The sequence below is a fragment of the Amycolatopsis sp. NPDC004079 genome (assembly GCF_040610415.1).
GTDB lineage: Bacteria > Actinomycetota > Actinomycetes > Mycobacteriales > Pseudonocardiaceae > Amycolatopsis > Amycolatopsis halotolerans.
This window is the reverse complement of record NZ_JBEXMH010000018.1, coordinates 128,846-147,659: the sequence shown is the minus strand read 5'-3', so window position 1 is coordinate 147,659 and position 18,814 is coordinate 128,846. Positions and strand designations below refer to the sequence as shown.

Genomic DNA, 18,814 nt, shown 5'->3' with positions numbered 1-18,814 from the left:
TGGTGCGACGCCAGCCACACCAACACGCCCACACCCCCACAACACAACCCACACCCACCAACAACATCAACAAAAAACCACCCGGTGGATCCAGGCCAGATTCCCTCAAGGAGCCCTTCACGGACTTTCACTCAAGTGCTCAGCGGCGGCGGGTGCGCAGGTAGTCGCCTACTACTGCCGCGCCCAGACCGTCCAGGTCCGGGGCGATTACCCGGCCGCCGGAGCGCCGGGCGATGGTGTCCACGAACGCTTCCAGGCGCGGGTCGTCGCCCAGGCGGAAGACGGTGACCGACGCGCCCAGCTTCGCGAGTCTGTCCACTTCGGACAGTGTCTTGTAGATGGTCGCCGGTTCCGGCGGGTAGGAGAATTCCGCTTCGCCGTCCGGTTCCAGATGGGCGGTGGGTTCTCCGTCGGTGACCATGAGGACGACCGGCTGGGCGTCCGGGTGACGGCGCAGGTGGCGTCCGGCCAGCAGCAGCGCGTGGTGGGCGTTGGTGCCCTGTTCCCAGGTGCCTTCCAGACCGACCAGTTCGGGCAGTTCCACGGGCATCGCGTAGCGGCCGAAGGTGATCAGCTGCAGGGCGTCGTTGCGGAATCTGGTGCTGATCAACTGGTGCAGGGCCAGCGCGGTGCGCTTCATCGGCAGCCAGCGGCCCTCTTGGATCATCGACCACGACGTGTCAACCAGCAGCGCTACCGCGGCTCGCGAGCGATGTTCGGTCTCGATGACCTCGACATCCTCGACGTCGAGACGCACGCTCCCCGCTCCGACCGCGGTGGAACGCAGGACCGCGTTGCGCACGGTCCGCGGAACGTCCCACGGTTGCATGTCACCGAACCGCCAGGGACGGCTCGAACCGGTCGGTTCGCCTGCCGCGCCAGCGGATTCGGTCTCCCGCTCGCCCGTTTTGCCGCGCAGCGAATTGACCACATCGGACAGTGCGGTCTCGCCCAAGCGCCGCAATGCCTTGGGCGACAACCGCAAGGTGCCGTCCGCGGCGCGTTCGAACAGGCCTTGCTGACGCAGTTCTCGTTCCAGTTCGGACAGACGGCGAGCGTCGACGCCCGCGTCCGGGCCGAGTTGGCGCTCCAGCGCCTCCAGGTCGATGTCCTCCAGGCGGGCGCCTGGATACGACTGGCCCAACTGCTCGGCGAGGGCGTCCAGTTCCGCCAGGTCGGCCATCGCCTGTGCGCCTTCGCCCAGGCCCAGCGGGTCTTGGCCGCGGAAGCGCGAGGACGACGTCCAGTCCTCCCCCGGCCGCAACGCACGCAGCTGGGAGTCCAAAGCCGACAGTTGCTGCGCCAGCCTCGGGTCGCCGAAGGCTTGCTGCGACAGCTCGGCCAGCTCGGCCCGTTGTTCCTCCGACATCGAGTTCAGCATCCGCTGCGCGGCGGCGGAACGAGCGGCGAGGACGTCGATCAGCTCCTCGACGTGCCGCGGGTTCTCCGGGAAGAACTCGCCGTGCCGCCGCATGAACTCGCTGAAGCGTTCGCCGATGTCGCTCGCGCCCTGGGCGTGCGCGGACAGCAGCGCGTTGAGGTCGCCGAGCATCTGGTTGATCCGCTCGACGTCCTCGGGCCCGGCGTTCTGCATCGCCTGCTTCATGCCCTGGAACCGCGCGTCCAGCAGCTCGCGGCCGAGGAGGTCGCGGATCTGCTCGTACTTCTGCCGTGCTTCGCCGGAGCGCCAGTCGTATTCGTTCAGCTCGCGGACGGCCGCCGCCGTGCCTGGCGGCAACGCGTCTAGCTGCGCTTCGCGGAAGCGGGCCTCGTCGTCGGGGTCCGGGAACAGTTCCCTACGCTCGGCTTGGAGTGCTTCCTGCAGCAGCTGCTGGACCTCCTGCAGCGTGCCGTCCAGGCGGTGCCGCCGCTGGATTTGCGAGCGGCGCTGCCACAGCTGGCGGGTCAGTTCGTCAAGGCCGGCCGTGCGTTCGGTGCCGCGGCGCAGCAGTTCCTCCAGCGCCGAGCGCGGCGACGAACCGCCCATGACCTCGCGGCCGATCTCGTCCAGTGCGTCCCGCAGGTCCGCCGGCGGGGCCAGCGGGTCCGGCCCGTCGTGCCACGGGCCGTAGGCATATCCCTCCGGTAAGAGCGGCATTATTCGCCGTACACCGTCGTGCCGTCGTCGGAGTCCTTCGCCAGCCTGCGGGCGAGGAACAGCGACTCCAGGGCTAGTTCGACCGCCGCCGCGATCCGGCCCGCCGGCTCGTCCGCGGCCACTCCGGCCCGCTGCGCGACCTCGTGCAGCACCGGCAGTTCCGGCAGCGCCGCCAGCACTTCCGCGCCGGGGACGCGTTCACCGGTGGCGACCAGGTGGCCGTCCGCGACCGCGTCGGACAGCGGGCGCAGGTCCAGCCCGGCGAACCGTTCGCGGGCGGTTTCCGCGATCGCGCGGCGCATCAGGTGCACGAGGTGCTCGACCTCGCGGCCCTCCTCGCCGGGCTCGAACTCGACCTTGCCGCGCAGCACGGCGGGCACGGCTTCGAGATCGACCGGCCGCGCGACCGCCGGGTCCTCCCCGGTCACCGCCGCCCGGCGCAACGCGGCCGCCGCGACGGTTTCCGCCGCCGCCACCGCGAACCGGGCCGAGACGCCGGAACGCTGGTCGATGACCGGCGACTCGCGCAGGTTGCGCACGAACCGGGCCAGCACCTCCAGCAGCGGCTCGCCGACCTCCGCGACGAGGTTCGCTTCCTGGCGCACGACGGCGACCTCGGACTCGACGTCGAGCGGGTAGTGCGTGCGGATTTCCGCGCCGAAGCGGTCCTTCAGCGGCGTGATGATGCGGCCGCGGTTGGTGTAGTCCTCGGGGTTGGCGGTCGCGACGAGGAGGACGTCCAGCGGCAGCCGCAGCGTGTAGCCGCGGACCTGGATGTCGCGTTCCTCCATGACGTTCAGCAGCGCGACCTGGATCCGCTCAGCGAGGTCGGGCAGCTCGTTGATCGCCACGATGCCGCGGTGCGCGCGCGGCACGAGTCCGAAGTGGATGGTCTCCGGGTCGCCGAGGCTGCGGCCTTCGGCCACCTTCACCGGGTCGACGTCGCCGATCAGGTCGCCGACGCTCGTGTCCGGCGTGGCCAGCTTTTCGGTGTAGCGCTCGCTGCGATGGCGCCAGGCCACCGGCAGGTCGTCGCCGAGCTCGGCGGCACGGCGGATCGAGGCGGGCGTGATCGGGTCGAGCGGGTGTTCGCCCAGCTCGGAGCCCTCGATGACCGGGGTCCACTCGTCGAGCAGGCCGGCGAGGGTGCGCAGCAGGCGGGTCTTGCCCTGGCCGCGTTCGCCGAGCAGGACGACGTCGTGGCCGGCGAGCAGGGCGCGTTCGAGCTGGGGCAGCACGGTGCGGGAGAAGCCGACGATGCCGGGCCAGGCGTCGCGGCCCTCGCGCAGCGCGGCGAGCAGGTTGTCGTGGATCTCGCGCGCGATCGGGCGCGGGGCGTATCCGGCGGCGCGAAGCTCGCCGGCAGTACGGGGAAGAGCGTCGGGAACAGCGTTCACCCCTTCGACGCTACTGACCGTTCCGGCATCCGTCGATGTGGAGCGGCTCCAGCCGGGCGGGGATCGGCGGAGCCGGGAGGAACCGGTAAAATCAGCAGTCGTGTGCCGACCCAGTGCGACCCTCGCCGTCTGGTCCTCCGCGTGGCTGAACGGGGCCGCGGCGTCCGACGACGTCCTCGATGCCCTGCAGGACTGGGCCGAGGCCCACGACGTCGTCGCGGCGGATCCCGCCGCCGCCGACGCGTTCGATCTTCCGCTCGCGTTCCATCGGGCGGCCACTCCGGTGCAGCTGCTGCTCGCGTTGCGGGCGCAGGGTGCTGGGAGTGTCCAGCTCGTCCTGCCCGTTCCCGGCGACGTGCGCGGGCTGGGCGGGGGCGGGCCGTTCGCTGACGCCGCGTTGCGTTGCGGCGAGGCGGTCGTGTTGAGCGGGCTGGCGTTTGGGCTGGTGCCGGAGCCGATCGCCGAAGGGCTGATGCGGTGGACGGTGTACTCGCTCGCCGCACCGGTTTCGCTGGAGTATCAGCCGTTGGCGGATGCTGAGCATGGGTTGACGGATGCGATCCGGGCCAGTGCCGGGGCGTTGCAGGCGTTGGATGTGGCCAGTGATCGGCCTGGGGTTCGGGCGGAGTTGTCCGCGCATTTGCGGGCTCGGCCGCAGGTTGAGTGGCCTGCTGGGACGCCAGGGCGGGCGTTGCGGGTGTTGCAGCGGGCTGAGGAGATTTCGGCGATTTTGGCTGTGGCTCAGGCGGATGATCCCGGTGGGGCGTTGTCGGCTTCGGCGGTGAACCGGCGGGCCGAGGCGTTGCGGCCGTTGGTTGAGGCTGTTCGGGGGGCTCGGACTGCTTCGGTTAATGAGGCTGTTCGGGTGTTTGCTGAGCAGGGGGATCGGCAGGCTTGAATTTCCGGCTCGTCGCCTGGCGGCGACGTTGCGCCGCCTTGGTTGCGTGGGGCACCCCGAAGCTTGATTGTGCTGACGGTTCGGAGGTGCTTGTCAAGGCGGGAAAGATGCCTTGACAAGCACCTCCGAACCGCAGAGAAGGCTTCGTATCGGGGTTGGGGTCGGGCCGGGTGCCTCGATGGTTGTGTGCAGCGGCGGCGGTTTAGCGGTGGGGCTCGCGCCCCAATGTGGCATTGGGTGCGTCAGACGCACCGAACGCCACATTGGGTGCATCCCGCTGGACGGGCGGGGCTGGTCCGTGAAGGGGTCGTTCACGGACTTGCGCGGGTCGTGAGGGGAACCTTCAGGGACTCAGAGTCCCTGAAGGTGGCCCTCACGGAACGTGTCAGCGGGTGGGGCGGCGAGGGGGTTCGCAGCAGGCGACGGCGCAGGGGGCGCCGTTGACGGTGCAGCCCGCGGCGGGGAAAGGCGAAAGTTTCCGCGCGGGGGCATCGGCAAGGTGTTCGCGGACCAGTTCGACCACCATTTCCGCGAACCTCGGGTCCGAGTCCGGCGTTGCGGCGCGGGCGAAGGCCATGCCGTGTTCGGCGGCTCGGTCCGCGGCTTCGTTGTCCAGGTCCCAGATCACCTCGAGGTGGTCCGCGACGAAGCCGATCGGGCTGACCACTACGGAGTCCACGCCCTGGGCGTGCAGGGCGTCGATGTGGTCGACGATGTCCGGTTCCAGCCACGGGATCTGCGGCGGGCCGGACCTCGACTGCCACACCACGTCGTACTCGGCGATACCGGCTTCGGCGGCCACGAGACGGGCGGCTTCGGCGATCTGGTTCGAGTAGCGGCGGCCGCCCTCGGAAGGCGGGCCGGAGGCTAGATCGGCGCTTTCCGGGATCGAGTGGGCGGTGAAAACCGTGCGCGTGCCGGGGCGGTCGCCGAGTTTCGCGTGGGCCGCGCGGACTGCGTCGGCGATCGTGGCGATGAACAGCGGGTGGTCGAAGAACTGGCGCAGCTTGACCAATTCCGGCGCGTCATCGCCGACGGCGGCGCGGGCTCGTTCGATGTCCTCGTCGTACTGGCGGCACGCGGAGTAGCCGCCGTACGCGCTCGTCGGGAACACCAACGCGCGGCGGACGCCCGCGTCCTTCATCCCGGCCAGGGTGTCTTCGACCATCGGCGTCCAGTTGCGGTTGCCGAAGTGCACCGGAAGCTCGATGTTCTCGACCGCCAGCTGCTTCTCGACCGCAGCGATCGCGGCCCGGTTGAGCCGGTTGATCGGCGAGACCCCGCCGAAGTGCTGGTAGTGCCCGGCGACCTCGAGCAACCGCTCCCGCGGCACGCCCCGGCCCCTGGTGACGTTCTCCAGGAACGGCATCACCTCGTCGGGCCCCTCCGGACCGCCGAACGAAAGCCATAGCAACGCGTCGTAACCCACAGTGCTCCATCCTGCCCCTGTGGCGCTCCGCACGCCTCAGCGCCCCAGTTGTGTACTGAGCTATCCAAAATGTGTTAGCGTGGTTGACATGCCGAGGCCACGCGAGTTCGACGAAACCGAAGCGCTCGAAGGCGCCATGAACGCCTTCTGGGCGCGCGGATACGAATCCACGTCGACCGAAGAACTGTGCGCCGCCACCGGCCTAGGGCGCAGCAGCATCTACAACACGTTCTCCAGCAAGCACGAACTCTTCCGGCGCGTACTGGACCACTACTCGCACCGCGGCATCCGACTGCGGGAAACCCTGCTGGACAACGCCCCCGACGGACTAGGCGCCATCCGCCTGCTCCTCGCCTCGACAATCGACGACGAACTGGAAAACGGCAGACGCGGCTGCCTGATGGTGAACGCCATCGCCGAATTCGGCACCACCGACCCAGAAGTCGCCGCACAGGTGAACGCGGACACCGAAGCACACCTGTCGGCGCTGACGCACTTCGCCCGCACCGGCCAAGCAGACGGCAGCATCACTCGCGACCGCGACGCCACCGAAATCGCGAACTTCATCCACGCCACCATCTCCGGAATCCGCACCATGTCCCGCCGCGGAGCCGAACAAAAAGCACTGACGTCAGTAGCAGAACTAGCGACCAGCGCAGTCTCCCGCCGCTAACCCCGCCGCCCGCAGCCGGAATACGCCCCCATGCGGCATCCGGTGCATCCCACGCACCCAATGCGGCATCCGGTGCGCCAGACGCACCCAATGCCACATTGGGGCGCTAGCCCCCACCCACGAAACCGCACCGACACACCCAACGATCGAGGCACCCAGCCCCACCCCCGCACCCCGATACGAAGCCTCCCTGCGGCCTGAAGGTGCTTGTCAAGGCATCTTTCCCGCCTTGACAAGCACCTTCAGGCCGTCAGCACAATCAAGCTTCGGGGTGCCCCACGCAACCACCACGGCAATGTCGCCGCCAGGCGACGAGCCGCCCCCTGCCCCTAACCCCACCCTAATTTTGTACTGCCAGTTTCAGAAAGAGAGACCCCCGTGCCCGCAGCCGTCTTCGTACTCGGGCTCAGCATCTTCGCGCTGGGCACCTCCGAGTTCATGATCACCGGCCTCCTCCCCGGAATGGCCGCCGACCTCGGCGTAACCATCCCGGACGCAGGCCTGCTGATCTCCGCCTTCGCCGTAGGCATGGTCATCGGCGCCCCACTGCTGGCAGTCGGCACAATCCGCCTCCCCCGCCGAACCACCCTCCTCGGCCTGCTCGTCGTATTCAGCGCCTCCCACGTCATAGGCGCGATCTCCGACGGCTACGCCATCCTCTTCGCCACCCGCATCATCAGCGCGATAGCCTGCGCCGGATTCTGGGCCGTAGCCGCCGCGACCACCGTCAACCTCGTGCCAGAAGCCCGCCGTGGACAAGCGCTGGCAGTACTGGTCGGCGGCCTAACAGTCGCCAACGTCGTCGGTGTCCCGGCGGGAACGCTGCTCGGCCAACACGCAGGCTGGCGAAGCGCATTCTGGGCAGTAGCCGCACTAACCGTCATCGCCGCCGTCGCCGTTCTGCTGTCGGTCCCGCGCACCACCAAGAAAACCGAAGCCCCGCGAATCGCCGAAGAACTCCGAGTATTCCGCCACAGCCGCTTATGGCTGGCACTCGGCGTGATCGCACTCCTGCAGGCAATGGTCTTCGCGACGTTCAGCTACCTAGCTCCCCTGCTGGTCTCCGTCGCAGGACTCCCCGAATCCGCCGTGCCAGTGGTGCTGGCGCTGTTCGGCGGCGGCGCAGTAATCGGCATCTTCGCCGGTGGCAAACTCGCTGACACGTATCCGTTCGCGACGCTTTACGGCAGCCTCGGCATCGCCGTAGCCGCTCTCGTCGTGCTCGCCTTCGCCACCAACGCCGTCGTCGCAGTAGCCGCCGTCTTAGTCCTCGGTGCGGCTGGGTTCGCGGCGAACCCGGCGCTCAACGTCCGCGCCTACGCCGCGGCAGGAGGAACCTCAACGCTCGTCGGCGCAAGCACGACATCCGCGTTCAATGTGGGGAACACCGTCGGCCCGTGGCTTGGCGGAACGACGATCAGCGCCGGGCTCGGCTTCTCGAGCGTGGCATGGGTGAGCGTCGCACTCGGAGCGCTCGCGTTGGCGGCCCTGACGTTCGCACTGCGCCTCCACCGACGCGACACAACCCCGCAACTGGTCACCGCATAAAGAATGGCCCCGCGGGAACACTCCCGCGGGGCCATCCCACCAACAACCTCAGATCCCGAGCGCGTGCACTCCGCCGTCGACCATGATCATCGAACCGGTGGTGGCGGGCAGCCAGTCGGACAGCACGGCGCAGACCGTCTTCGCGGTCGGCTCCGGGTCCGCCGAGTCCCAGCCGAGCGGCGCGCGGTCGCCCCACCCGGCCTCGAGCTCGCCGAAACCAGGAATGGACTTAGCGGCCATGGTCTTCATCGGACCGGCGCTGACCAGGTTGACCCGGATCCCCCGCGGGCCGAGTTCCTTGGCCAGGTACCGGTTCACCGACTCCAGCGCGGCCTTCGCGACGCCCATCCAGTTGTAAACCGGCCACGCGACACGCGCGTCGAAGTCCATGCCGACAATCGAGGCGCCGCTGCTGAGCAGCGGCAGCGTCGCGACGGCGAGGGACTTGAACGAGAACGCCGAGACGTCCACCGCCACCTTCACGTCGTCGCTGGGAGCGTCCAGGAACGGCGCGCCGAGGCAGCTCTGCGGCGCGAAGCCGATCGAGTGCAGGACGCCGTCGAGGCCGTCGACGTGCTCGCGGACGCGGTCGGCGAGCGAGTCGAGGTGCTCCTGGTTGGTGACGTCCAGCTCGAGCACCGGGGCGGGCTCGGGCAGCCGCTTGGCGATGCGCTCCACCAGCGACAAGCGCCCGAAGCCGGTGAGCACGACCTTCGCGCCCTCCTGCTGGGCGATGCGGGCCGCGTGGAACGCGAGCGAGGCGTCGGTGATGACGCCGGTGATCAGCAGCCGCTTGCCTTCGAGCAATCCGGGCAACACGTCCTCCAGGTCGTGGGTGTTCTTCTCGGGAAGGTCAGTGGCCGAGGCCGAGGCCGCCGTCGACGGGCAGCACCGCGCCGTTGACGTAGCCCGCCTCGTCCGAGGACAGGTACCGCACGGCGGCGGCGATCTCGGCCGGTTCGGCGTAGCGGCCGGACGGGACGCTGGCGAGGATCTCCTTGCGCCGGTCCTCGGGCAGCGCGTCGGTCATGTCGGTGTGCACGAAACCGGGCGCGACCACGTTCGCGGTGATGTTGCGCGAGCCCAGCTCCCGCGCGAGCGAACGCGCGAAGCCGACCAGGCCCGCCTTCGAGGCCGCGTAGTTCGCCTGCCCGGCCGAGCCGGAAAGGCCCACCACGGACGAAATGAACACGAACCGGCCCCAGCGGGCGCGCAGCATGCCGCGCGAAGCCCGCTTCGCGACGCGGAACGCCCCGGTGAGGTTCGCGTTCAGCACGCGCTCGAACTGCTCCTCCGACATCCGCATGAGCAGGGTGTCGTCGGTGAGCCCGGCGTTGGACACGAGGACCTCGACCGGCCCCTGGTGCTCCTCCACGAGCTTGAACGCCGCGTCCACCTGCTCGGCGTCGGTGACGTCGGCCTGCACCCCGAAAAGCCCCTCCGGCGCGCCGGACCCGCGGTGCGTCACCGCGACCCGGTGGCCCTGCTCGGCGAGGTCCCGGGCGATCGCCAGCCCGATCCCTCGGTTGCCGCCGGTGACCAAGACCGACCGTCCCACTGCGTTCTCCTCGTCGTCTTCGCGATTGCGCCCGCCTGAGGCTATCGGCTGCGCTGACCGGCGGCGCACCCGGCACTCCCGTCCTAAGCGACGGTAAGGAACCGTGCCTCGACCTTGATGGTTACTCCCCGGTTGGTCACCGTGAGTCGCGACACAGGAGGTCAAGGATGACTACCCGGATCCAGGACGCCGGCTCGGCGCGGGACGAGCGGCGCGTGGTCGGCAACGTGCTGCGCGGCTCGATCGGAAACCTCGTCGAGTGGTACGACTGGTACGCCTATTCGGCGTTCACCGTCTACTTCGCGAAGGCGTTCTTCCCCGGCGGCGATGCCACGGCGCAGTTCCTCAACACCGCGGCGGTGTTCGCCGTCGGATTCCTCATGCGCCCGCTCGGGGGCTGGCTGCTCGGCCGGTTCGCCGACCGCTACGGGCGCCGGTCCGCCCTCGTACTCTCGGTTTCGATGATGGCCTGCGGTTCGCTGCTCATCGCGGTGACCCCGGCGTACTCGACGATCGGCATCGCGGCCCCGATCCTGCTGGTGTTCTCCCGGCTGCTGCAAGGGCTTTCGGTCGGCGGCGAGTACTCCACCTCGGCGACGTATATGTCCGAAGTGGCCACTCCCGGCAAGCGCGGGTTCTACTCCAGCTTCCAGTACGTGACCCTCGTCGGCGGGCAGCTGCTCGCGCTCGGTCTGCAGCTGATCCTGCAGAGTGTGCTCACCGACAAGCAGATGGGCGACTGGGGCTGGCGGATCGCGTTCGTGGTCGGCGCGCTCGCCGCAGTGATCGTGATGGCGCTGCGGCGGTCGATGGACGAGTCGGAGAGCTACCAGCGGGTCACCGAAAACGCGGAGACCGGCAAGGGCGAGCGCGGCACGCTGCGCCAGCTCGTGAAGTACCCGCGGGAGATCCTGCTCGTCGTCGGCCTGACGCTCGGCGGCACGGTCGCGTTCTACACCTACGCCACCTACACGCAGAAGTTCCTGGAGAACACCGCGCACATCCCGCGGCGCACGGTCACCGTGATCATGTTCCTCGCGCTGCTGGTCTTCGCGATCCTGCAGCCGCTCGCCGGGAAGCTGTCGGACAAGATCGGCCGCCGGAAGCTGCTGATGTTCTTCGGCATCGCGGGCACCCTGCTCACCGTGCCGATCATGACGCTGATGGCGCGCACCAGCCAGCCGTTCCTCGCGTTCCTGCTGCTGCTCGGCGCGCTGGTGATCGTGACCGGCTACACCTCGATCAACGCGATCGTGAAGGCCGAGCTGTTCCCGACGCGGATCCGCGCGATCGGCGTCGGCCTCCCGTACGCGCTCACTGTCGCGATCTTCGGCGGGACCGCCGAGCTGATCGCCCAGGCGCTGAAGAAGGCAGGTCACGAGTCGCTCTTCTTCTGGTACGTCGCGGGCTGCGTCCTCGTGTCGCTCGTCGTGTACGCGACAATGCGGGAAACTTCGCGTTCGTCCGCTCTCGAGCGCGGCGAGGACTGATCAGGAGGACGGCCGTGCGCGTGCTGCTCGTCGAGGACGACACCGGGGTCGCCCGGGCACTCGCCGAAACGCTGCACGCGCACGGCCACCCCGTCACCGCGGTCGGCCGCGGCTCGGACGCCCTCACCCGGCACCGGGACGCGGACCTGCTGCTGCTCGATCTCGGCCTGCCGGATCTCGACGGGCTCGACGTGCTCCGCAAGATCCGCCAGGTTTCGCCGGTGCCGGTGATCGTGCTGACCGCGCGCGCCGACGAGCGTTCCGTCGTCCGCGCGCTGCGCTTCGGCGCGGACGATTACCTGGCGAAACCGGTACGGATGGCCGAATTGCTGGCCCGGATGGACGCCGTGGCGCGGCGGGCGAGCAACTCCTCCCCGGCCCCGAAAGACCCGGTCGTGCACATCGAGGACGTAGAGATCGACCTCGGCGCGCGCCGGGTCGTGGTCGACGGCCGGGACATCGGGCTGACCACTAAGGAATTCGCCGTACTCGCGGTGCTCGCCACGCGGCCCGGCACCGCGGTGAGCCGGCAGCAGCTGATGGACGAGGTGTGGGGCGACGCGTACCTCGCTGTTTCACGCTCGCTCGACGTCCACATGACGCAGCTGCGCGCGAAGCTCGACCGGCCCGGCCTGCTCACCACGATCCGCGGCTTCGGCTACCGGCTCGGCCGGAGCTGATCGGTGCGCACTCGCCTGTTGGCTGTTCTCGTCACGCTCGCGCTCGCCGTCGTGGCGGCCTTCGCGGTGCCGCTGCTCTCCGCGACAGCCGATCAGCGGACGCAGCAGCTGGTGATTTCGCGCAGCAGCGACGTCGACCGCTTCGTTGTGCTCGCGCAACAGGCCGTCGATTCCGGCGACGCGACCGCGTTGAACGCCGACGCGCGAGTGTATTCGTCGTTATACAGCGAAGGCGTGCTGATCGTCGACGCGCAGCGGCGGCCGCTCGTCGAAACCGGTGGTCTGACCAGCAGCGATCCCGCCGCGCGGTCGATCATCGAGGCGACGCTGCGGAATGAGCCCGAGGCACCGGTCGAGCGGATCCGGCCGTGGTCGGACGCTCCGGTGCTCTTCGCCCGCCCGGTCGGCACCGGGACGCGGGTGTCCGGTGTGGTCTTGCTGCGGGCTTCGGTAACCGCCGCGGCGGCGGATGTCGGAGCCGCGTGGAGCGCCATCGCGGCCGGGGCGATGGTGGTCGCGGCGCTGTTCGTGTTGCTGGCGGTCCTGCTGTCGCGGTGGATGGTGCGGCCGCTGGTGGAGCTGGAAACCGGCGTGCTGGCGGTGGCGGGCGGACGCCGGGCGCAGGTGCCGGAACGGTCCGGGCCGCGCGAACTGCGGTCGCTCGCGGCGTCGGTGAACCGGATGTCCGACGCGGTCGTCGAGTCGGCGAACCAGCAGCAGCGGCTCGTCGCGGACACGTCGCACCAGCTGCGCAACCCGATGGCCGCCTTGCGGCTTCGGCTCGACCTGCTCGGCACCGAGGTCGAAAACCGCCCGGCTTACGACGCCACGGTCGCGGAAGTCGAACGGCTGGAACGGATCCTCGACGGCCTGCTCGCCCTCGCCACCGCGGAAAGCACCGCGACCCGGCTGGCCGCGCGCGCCGACGACGAGCCCGCTGACCTGGCCTCGGTCGTGGCGGAACGGGTCGACGCGTGGCGGTTGTCCGCCGACGAAGCGGGCGCGACCCTCGTGCCATGCGCGGGCCACACAGAGCCGCTGATGGTGCACACGCCGGAGAGCGAACTCGCGCAGATTCTCGACGTATTGCTGGACAACGCCGTCCACCACGCCGGTCAGGGAGCGACCATCACCGCCGCTTGGGAGTCCACTTCGGACACTGTCACGCTGATCGTCACCGACGACGGTCCCGGCCTCCCGCCGGAAGACCTCGCCCGCGCCACCGAACGGTTCTGGCGTGCCGGCGGCGACGGCGCGCCGCGCGGAACCGGCCTCGGACTCGCGATCGCCCGGGAGCAAACCCGTGCCCGGGGCGGGGTTCTGGAACTGCGCGCGGTCGAACCGCACGGCCTGCAGGTCCGGATCACGCTGCCCGCCGAGGTGACGCCATGACCGTCACACGCCGCGCCGCGCTCCTTGGCGGCCTCGCCCTCGCACTCGCCGCGTGCGACGACACTTACCGCGGCCCGGACCGGCAGATCACCATCGCGTCCGGCGAACCCGGCGGTTTCTACCTGGCCTTCGCCGAGGTGCTGGCCGCCGAACTGTCGCGCGCCGAACCGCGGCTGCACTGCAGTGCGCTGCGCACCGAGGCGAGCGTCGAGAACGTCGAACGGGTCCGCGACGGCACCGCGGATTTCGGGCTGGTGCTCGCCGACATCGCCCAATCCGCCATCTCCGGCGGCGCGCCGTTCGGCAAACCTGTTCCGCTGCAAGCGCTCGGCCGCGTCTACGAGAACTATCTGCAGCTCGTCGTCCGCGCGGAGGACCACATCACCGACCTGCGCGCGCTCGCCGGACGCCCGATCTCGGTCGGCGCGAGCCGCTCTGGTGCTGCGCAGCTGGGCGAACGGGTCTTCGCCGCGAACGGTGTCCCGGTCGAGGCGCAGCACCTGCCGCTGAACGACGCGGTCGCCGCGCTGCACGACCGCCGGATCGACGCGTTCCTGTGGTCCGGCGGGATCCCAACGCCCGCGCTCGCCGACCTCAACCGCACCACGCCGCTCGCGCTGCTCCCGCTGACGTCGGTGCTCCCCCAGCTACGCAAGGCGTACGGGCCGCTGTACGAGCAGGTGCAAGTGCCTGCCGGGGCGTATCGCGGGGTTGGCTCGCTGCCCACGATCGGCGTCGCGAACCTGCTGGTCTGTTCTCCTGCGCTGCCCTTCGACGTGGCTGCGGCGGTTGTGCGGGTGCTTGTAGAGCGCGCCGCCGAGCTTGTGCCAGCGCAGGCCGTCGGGACGCAGTTCCTCGACGTGCGGACACTCATCGGGACCCAGCCTGTCCCCCTACACCGCGGTGCCGCCGACACCTACCGCACGCTGCACGGGTGATCGCTAGATTGGTCGGGTGACCGAACGCCGACCTCTCGCCGAAATGCCCCTCCGCGTGCGCTACCACGAATGCGATGCGCAGGGCATCGTCTTCAACGCGCACTACCTGGCCTACGCGGACATGGCGGCGTTCGAGGTCGAGAGAGCGCTCTTCGGCTCCCACGACGCGCTGCTCGCCACCGGGGTCGACGTGGTGGTCGCCGAGTCGAACCTGCGGTACTTCGCGCCGTGCCGGTTCGACGACGAGCTGGTCGTCGCGGTGTATCTCGTGCATCTGGGCACCACGTCGATGCAGTTCGAGCTGGAAGTCCGCCGCGGCGACACGGTGACGACCGAGATCCGGCTGCGGTACGTGTTCGTCGACACCGAGAACTACCGCAAGGCCGAACCGCCGCCGGAGGTGCGCGGGGCCTACGCGCAATACCTCCCCGAGGCGGCGTGATGTTCCGAGTGCTCTTCTACAGCCCCGAAATCCCGCCCAACACCGGCAACGCGATCCGGCTCGCCGCGAACACCGGGTGCGAGCTGCATCTGGTGGAGCCGTTGGGATTCACCTTGGAGGACAAGCAGCTTCGCCGCGCCGGACTCGATTACCACGACCTCGCGCGGGTCCACGTGCATGCGGATCTGGCTGCCGCGTGGGAGGCTTTGCTGCCGTCGAAGGTGTATGCGTTCAGCGCCACGGCGACCCGGCTGTACACGGATGTGTCTTACGCGGCTGGGGATGTGCTGATGTTCGGGCCGGAGTCCGCCGGGTTGCCGGACGAGGTCCAGCACGCGCCGGAGGTCACTGATCGGCTCCGGTTGCCGATGCTGCCGAACAACCGGTCGCTGAACCTGGCCAACACAGCCGCCATCGCCGTCTACGAGGGCTGGCGGCAGAACGGCTTCGCAGCGCCGTGAAGGACTCCTTGGGGGAATCTGATTCCCCCAAGGAGTCCTTCACGGACTTACGGCAGTCTCTGGCCGAACACCAGCGCGGTGGCGGCTCCGGCCATCAGGATGATCGTCCCCAGCACCACCCACGGCTTGCTCGCGTCGGCGTTCTTCAGCTCGTACCCGATCTGCTCGCCCAGGTCGGCGTACACGCGTTTCAGCTCGTCCGCGCTCGCCGCCTTGTAGAACTCGCCGCCGGACAGCCGGGCGATCTCGCGCAGCGATTCGTCGTCCACGCGGACGTCCTGCTGCTTGCCCTCGATGTCCACCGAACCGTGCTCGGTGCCGAACGAGATCGACGAGATCGGCATTTGCGCCTGTTTCGCCGCCTGCGCCGCGGTGTACGCGCCGCGCGGGGCGTACAGGTCTTCCGGCACCGTCTGCTTGCCGTCGCTCATCAGCACGATGCGCGCGGGCGGCGGGCCGTCCGCGCCGCCGACCACGGCGGAGAAGCTCTGGATCGACTGCATCGCCGCGTAAATGCCCTCGCCGGTGGCGGTGGACTGGGCGAGCTTCAAGTTGTCGATCGCCTTCGACACGCCCGCCCGATCCGTCGTCGGATTGACGAGCACGGTCGCGGTTCCGGCGAACGAGATCAGGCCCAGGTTGACGCCCGGCGTCATGTTCTGCGCGAACTGCTTCGCCGCGTCCTGCGCCGCCTTCAGCCGTGTCGGAGCGACGTCGGTGGCTTCCATCGACAGCGAAACGTCGATCACCAGCATGACTGTCGCCCGGTTGCGCGGCACTTTCTGCTCGGCCGTCGGACCGGCCAGCGAGACCGTCAGGAACAGCAGCGACAGCACGATCAGCACCGCGGGCACGTGCCGGATCCAGCCCTGCGCCTTGGGCGCGACTTTCTCCAGCAGCTCGAGATTCGCGAACCGCATCACCCGGCGGCGGCGCTGCCGCTGCGACAGCACGTACGCGCCCGCCACCGCGGCGACCGCGAGCAGCAGCAGGAACCACCACGGCGAGCTGAAACCGGCGAGGCTCATGCCGTCGCCTCCTTACTGGTTGCCCGGGCGGCGGCCGCGTGAATGGCGATGGCGCTCATGCGACACCCCCGGACCAGCGACGCTTGCGGGCGACCACGAATCGCACCATGTCCGCGATCCAGTCGGAATCGGTGCGCAGCACCAGATGCGCGGCCCCGGCCCGGCGCAAACCGGCCGCGACCGTCTGCCGGTGCGCGTTCGCCGCCGCGCCGAATTCCTTGCGCAGCAACGCCGAAGCGTGCACTTCGCGCTGCCGTCCGGTCTCCGGGTCGGCCAGCACGACGGTGCCGACCTCCGGCAGGTCCACGTCGCGCGGGTCGACGATCTCGATGGCGATCAGCTCGTGCCTTCCACCGAGTGCGCGCAACGGGCGCTCCCAGTCGAGCGGGCCAAGGAAGTCGGAGATCGCGACCGCCAGGCCACGCCGACGCGGCGGACGGCGCAATTGTTCCAGCGCACCAGCGAAATCACCGCGGACGCCCTCGGCGGCACGAGGCGTTTCGGCCAGCCGCCGGACCAGGCCGCGGGCGTGCGGAAGCCCGCCGCGCGCCGGAAGGCGGGTGGTGCCTTCGCCGTTGGACACGAGCGCGCCGATCCGGTTTCCGCCGCCGCCGGTCAGGTGTGCGACGGCAGCGGTCGCGCAGACCACCAGATCCCGCTTCTCGCACAGCGCGGTGCCGAAGTCGAGGCTCGCGGACATGTCCGCGACGACCCACGTCTCCAGCTCGCGGTCCGCCACCGTCTCGCGGATGTGCGGCGTCGTCGTGCGCGCGGTGACCGCCCAGTCCATCCGGCGCACGTCGTCGCCGGGCTGGTACGGCCGCGCCTCGCCGGGCTCCGAACCCGGGCCCGGCACGAGGCCGAGGTGGTTGCCCTGGAGCAAGCCGTCGAGGCGGCGGCGCACTTCGAGTTCGAGGGTGCGCAGTCCCGCTTCCATCCGGTCGCCGCGCAGGACCGGCGGCGCCCAGCCGGGACGTCCGCCCGGGTCTTTCTCAGAGGTGCCAGCCACGCCGCTACCTGACGGGCGCGCCCGCCGGCACCGGGCCGGCGCCGCCCTGCGGCCGGGCCGAAACCTGCGGCAGCGGCACGGTCTGCAGCACGCGGGTGACGATGTGGTCCACCGGCACCCCGTCGGCCAGCGCGTCGTAGGACAGCACGAGCCGGTGGCGCAGCACGTCCGGCACGACGTCGACGACGTCCTGCGGGAGCACGTAGTCCCGGCCGCGCACGAGCGCCAGCGCCCGCGCCGCGGCGATGATGCCGAGGCTCGCGCGCGGCGAGGCGCCGTAGGACACCCAGCCCGCGACGTCGGAAAGCCCGTGGTCGTTCGGGGTGCGCGTGGTGAGCACCAGCCGCACGACGTAGTCGACCAGCGCGTGGTGCACGAACACCTGCGACGCGACGCCCTGCAACCGGACCAGCTCGGCCGGGCTCAGCACCTCGTGCGGCTCCGGCGGCGTGACGCCCATCCGGTAGATGATCTCGCGCTCCTCCTCGGCGGAGGGGTACTCGACGAGGATCTTGAACAGGAACCGGTCGCGCTGGGCCTCCGGCAGCGGGTAGACGCCCTCGTTCTCGATCGGGTTCTGCGTGGCCAGCACGAGGAACGGGTCGGGCATCGGGAAGGTCTTGCCGCCGATCGACACGTGCCGCTCGGCCATCACCTCCAGCATCGCCGACTGCACCTTCGCCGGGGCGCGGTTGATCTCGTCGGCGAGCACGAAGTTCGCGACGACCGGGCCGAGTTCGACGTCGAAGCGCTCGGCGCCCTGGCGGTAGATGCGCGTGCCGAGGATGTCGGCGGGCACCAGGTCGGGGGTGAACTGCACGCGGGAGAACGAACCGCCCACGACGCGCGCGAACGTCTCGACCGCGAGCGTCTTCGCGACCCCGGGCACGCCTTCGAGCAGCAGGTGCCCCTTCGCCAGCAGCCCGACGAGCATGCGCTCCACCAGCCGGTCCTGTCCGACGATGACGCGCTTCACCTCGAACACGGTGCGTTCCAGCAGCTGGGCGTCCCGCGCCGGGGTGCCGGGCTGCTGCCCGTTCGCTCCCTCGGCGAAGCCGGGCTCGGTCACTCTTCCTCCAGGGGTTTCACGTCTGCGTGCTCGCCCGCGACCCTACTGGGTCGAGAACTTCCCGCGACGGTAGCCAATCGCATCGCCGGTGTGACAGCTGTGAAGCCCCTGTCAGCGGTGCTTTTCCAGGTCCTCCGGCGTGTCGATGTCGTCGCTCTCGCCGGGTTCGGCGGCCGCCTCGGCGATCCGCAATCCGCCGAGCGTCCGGCGAAGCGACGCGTTCTCCGGGTGTTCGGGCATCGCCTCGCGCAACGCCTCGGTGTGCCAGGCGCTTACCAGCCATTGCCGCTCCCCTGCTGCATCAACGAGGACGGCGCCGTCTGCTGTGCCCACAGTGGACCTCAGCCGGTCCACTGTGGAGCGGCGGATGCCCGGGAGATCAGCGGCTAGCAGCACGACGATCTCGGCGTCGCCTACTGCCTCTAGCCCCGCAGCGAGCGCGGCGACCGGACCCGCGCCAGGAACGGCTTCACGGGTCCAGACGACCGCGTCGTATCCCGGCCGCCTCGGCCCGCACACCACGACCGGATCCGCCCCGGCCAGCGCCTCGACCGCCCTGCCCAGCAAGGACATCCCGCCGACCCGCAGCTCCGGCTTGTCCACTCCGGACAGCCGGCGCGCGGACCCGCCGGCGAGCACGATCCCCGCGAACCGGGGGCGTTCAGTCATGGCCCCAGGGTGCCCGCCGCCGGAAAGCGGGAGCG

General features: G+C 69.9%; 18 protein-coding genes. 9 read left to right on the top strand and 9 right to left on the bottom strand.

Translation table 11 applies throughout. The features are described 5' to 3' along the window. Positions 1–139 precede the first annotated feature (139 nt). Positions 140–2,098: a VWA domain-containing protein gene (locus tag ABZX37_RS20845; RefSeq protein WP_354741776.1), complete on the bottom strand. Its 1,959-nt coding sequence runs from the start codon at positions 2,096–2,098 to the stop codon at positions 140–142. Next, entirely contained in the window at positions 2,098–3,495 is a 1,398-nt protein-coding gene (locus ABZX37_RS20840; protein WP_354741774.1) for an ATP-binding protein, read from the bottom strand. The genes ABZX37_RS20845 and ABZX37_RS20840 overlap by 1 nt, the downstream gene beginning before the upstream one ends. A gap of 100 nt (positions 3,496–3,595) precedes the next feature. Here ABZX37_RS20840 and ABZX37_RS20835 point away from each other — a divergent pair, with 100 nt between their 5' ends. Then, positions 3,596–4,393 (top strand): hypothetical protein, encoded by a 798-nt coding sequence (locus ABZX37_RS20835; protein WP_354741772.1) that lies wholly within the window; start codon positions 3,596–3,598, stop codon positions 4,391–4,393. A 385-nt stretch (positions 4,394–4,778) separates the two neighbouring features. Here the strand turns inward: ABZX37_RS20835 and ABZX37_RS20830 are convergent, their stop codons facing one another. Next, positions 4,779–5,822 (bottom strand): ferrochelatase, encoded by a 1,044-nt coding sequence (locus ABZX37_RS20830; protein WP_354741770.1) that lies wholly within the window; start codon positions 5,820–5,822, stop codon positions 4,779–4,781. An 88-nt stretch (positions 5,823–5,910) separates the two neighbouring features. On the opposite strand from ABZX37_RS20830, the gene ABZX37_RS20825 reads away from it, so the two are divergent. Both ABZX37_RS20825 and ABZX37_RS20820 read left to right on the top strand, forming a co-directional pair. Then, complete coding sequence (locus ABZX37_RS20825; RefSeq protein ID WP_354741768.1) at positions 5,911–6,495, top strand: TetR/AcrR family transcriptional regulator; 585 nt, start codon at positions 5,911–5,913, stop codon at positions 6,493–6,495. Between the two features lie 378 nt (positions 6,496–6,873). Continuing rightward, positions 6,874–8,043: a Cmx/CmrA family chloramphenicol efflux MFS transporter gene (locus ABZX37_RS20820; protein WP_354741766.1), complete on the top strand. Its 1,170-nt coding sequence runs from the start codon at positions 6,874–6,876 to the stop codon at positions 8,041–8,043. Positions 8,044–8,091: 48 nt separating this feature from the next. Here the strand turns inward: ABZX37_RS20820 and fabI are convergent, their stop codons facing one another. Together fabI and ABZX37_RS20810 are read right to left on the bottom strand one after the other, a co-directional pair. Next, a complete protein-coding gene (gene fabI / locus ABZX37_RS20815; protein WP_344274082.1) occupies positions 8,092–8,859 on the bottom strand; it encodes an enoyl-ACP reductase FabI in 768 nt (255 codons plus the stop codon). Between the two features lie 37 nt (positions 8,860–8,896). Further along, positions 8,897–9,601: a beta-ketoacyl-ACP reductase gene (locus ABZX37_RS20810; protein ID WP_354741764.1), complete on the bottom strand. Its 705-nt coding sequence runs from the start codon at positions 9,599–9,601 to the stop codon at positions 8,897–8,899. A 167-nt stretch (positions 9,602–9,768) separates the two neighbouring features. Between ABZX37_RS20810 and ABZX37_RS20805 the strand changes: the two genes are divergently transcribed. From ABZX37_RS20805 to ABZX37_RS20780, 6 genes are read left to right on the top strand one after another with little or no spacing between them, the layout of a single operon-like run. After that, positions 9,769–11,091 (top strand): MFS transporter, encoded by a 1,323-nt coding sequence (locus ABZX37_RS20805; RefSeq protein WP_354741762.1) that lies wholly within the window; start codon positions 9,769–9,771, stop codon positions 11,089–11,091. A gap of 14 nt (positions 11,092–11,105) precedes the next feature. After that, a complete protein-coding gene (locus ABZX37_RS20800) occupies positions 11,106–11,771 on the top strand; it encodes a response regulator transcription factor (RefSeq protein WP_354741761.1) in 666 nt (221 codons plus the stop codon). Positions 11,772–11,774: 3 nt separating this feature from the next. Then, positions 11,775–13,163: a HAMP domain-containing sensor histidine kinase gene (locus ABZX37_RS20795; protein WP_354741759.1), complete on the top strand. Its 1,389-nt coding sequence runs from the start codon at positions 11,775–11,777 to the stop codon at positions 13,161–13,163. Further along, positions 13,160–14,101: a TAXI family TRAP transporter solute-binding subunit gene (locus tag ABZX37_RS20790; protein ID WP_354741757.1), complete on the top strand. Its 942-nt coding sequence runs from the start codon at positions 13,160–13,162 to the stop codon at positions 14,099–14,101. Before ABZX37_RS20795 ends, ABZX37_RS20790 begins: the two co-directional genes overlap by 4 nt. 16 nt (positions 14,102–14,117) lie before the next feature. Beyond that, the gene (locus ABZX37_RS20785; RefSeq protein WP_344274064.1) at positions 14,118–14,543 is read left to right on the top strand and encodes a thioesterase family protein; all 426 of its coding nucleotides are present in this window, start codon (positions 14,118–14,120) and stop codon (positions 14,541–14,543) included. After that, positions 14,543–15,004 carry a tRNA (cytidine(34)-2'-O)-methyltransferase gene (locus tag ABZX37_RS20780; RefSeq protein WP_354741755.1) on the top strand — a complete coding sequence of 154 codons (462 nt, stop codon included), beginning with the start codon at positions 14,543–14,545 and terminating at the stop codon, positions 15,002–15,004. Before ABZX37_RS20785 ends, ABZX37_RS20780 begins: the two co-directional genes overlap by 1 nt. A 47-nt stretch (positions 15,005–15,051) precedes the next feature. On the opposite strand, the gene ABZX37_RS20775 is transcribed toward ABZX37_RS20780, so the two are convergent. From ABZX37_RS20775 to ABZX37_RS20760, 4 genes are all read right to left on the bottom strand, one after another. Then, a complete protein-coding gene (locus tag ABZX37_RS20775; RefSeq protein ID WP_116206855.1) occupies positions 15,052–16,032 on the bottom strand; it encodes a VWA domain-containing protein in 981 nt (326 codons plus the stop codon). A 55-nt stretch (positions 16,033–16,087) separates the two neighbouring features. After that, complete coding sequence (locus ABZX37_RS20770) at positions 16,088–16,969, bottom strand: DUF58 domain-containing protein (RefSeq protein ID WP_354741786.1); 882 nt, start codon at positions 16,967–16,969, stop codon at positions 16,088–16,090. 76 nt (positions 16,970–17,045) lie between these two features. After that, on the bottom strand, positions 17,046–18,110 hold the full coding sequence (locus tag ABZX37_RS20765) for a MoxR family ATPase (RefSeq protein ID WP_037806526.1): 1,065 nt from the start codon (positions 18,108–18,110) through the stop codon (positions 17,046–17,048). 111 nt (positions 18,111–18,221) lie between these two features. Continuing rightward, a complete protein-coding gene (locus tag ABZX37_RS20760; RefSeq protein WP_354741752.1) occupies positions 18,222–18,779 on the bottom strand; it encodes an NTP transferase domain-containing protein in 558 nt (185 codons plus the stop codon). Between the last annotated feature and the right edge of the window lie 35 nt (positions 18,780–18,814).